1 protein-coding gene is annotated in these 260 nt (G+C 37.7%); it reads left to right on the forward strand.

The window, feature by feature from the left end; translation table 11 throughout:
- A partial coding sequence (locus FOT98_RS31630) for a DUF11 domain-containing protein (protein WP_144291288.1) occupies positions 1-260 on the forward strand: 260 nt, incomplete at both ends.

Genomic DNA, 260 nt, shown 5'->3' on the forward strand with positions numbered 1-260 from the left:
TCTAATTCTGTTACATCAACAATTAGACTAGCAAATCTCCATGCTAATAAATCTGTAGATAAAACGTTTGCGGAAGTTGGTGATGTATTAACTTACACCTTTGCTCTTACTAACGATGGAAATGTTGCAGCGAACAATGTATTACTATCTGATTCAATTGCGAATGGAACCGCTTTTGTCCCAAACAGCGTTATAGTTAACAGTGTTACTCAGCCAGGCGTTACACCAGCTAGCATCAATATTGGTAGCATCAATGCTAA

This window comes from Bacillus sp. HY001 (assembly GCF_007558965.1).
Lineage (GTDB): Bacteria > Bacillota > Bacilli > Bacillales > Bacillaceae_G > Bacillus_A > Bacillus_A mobilis.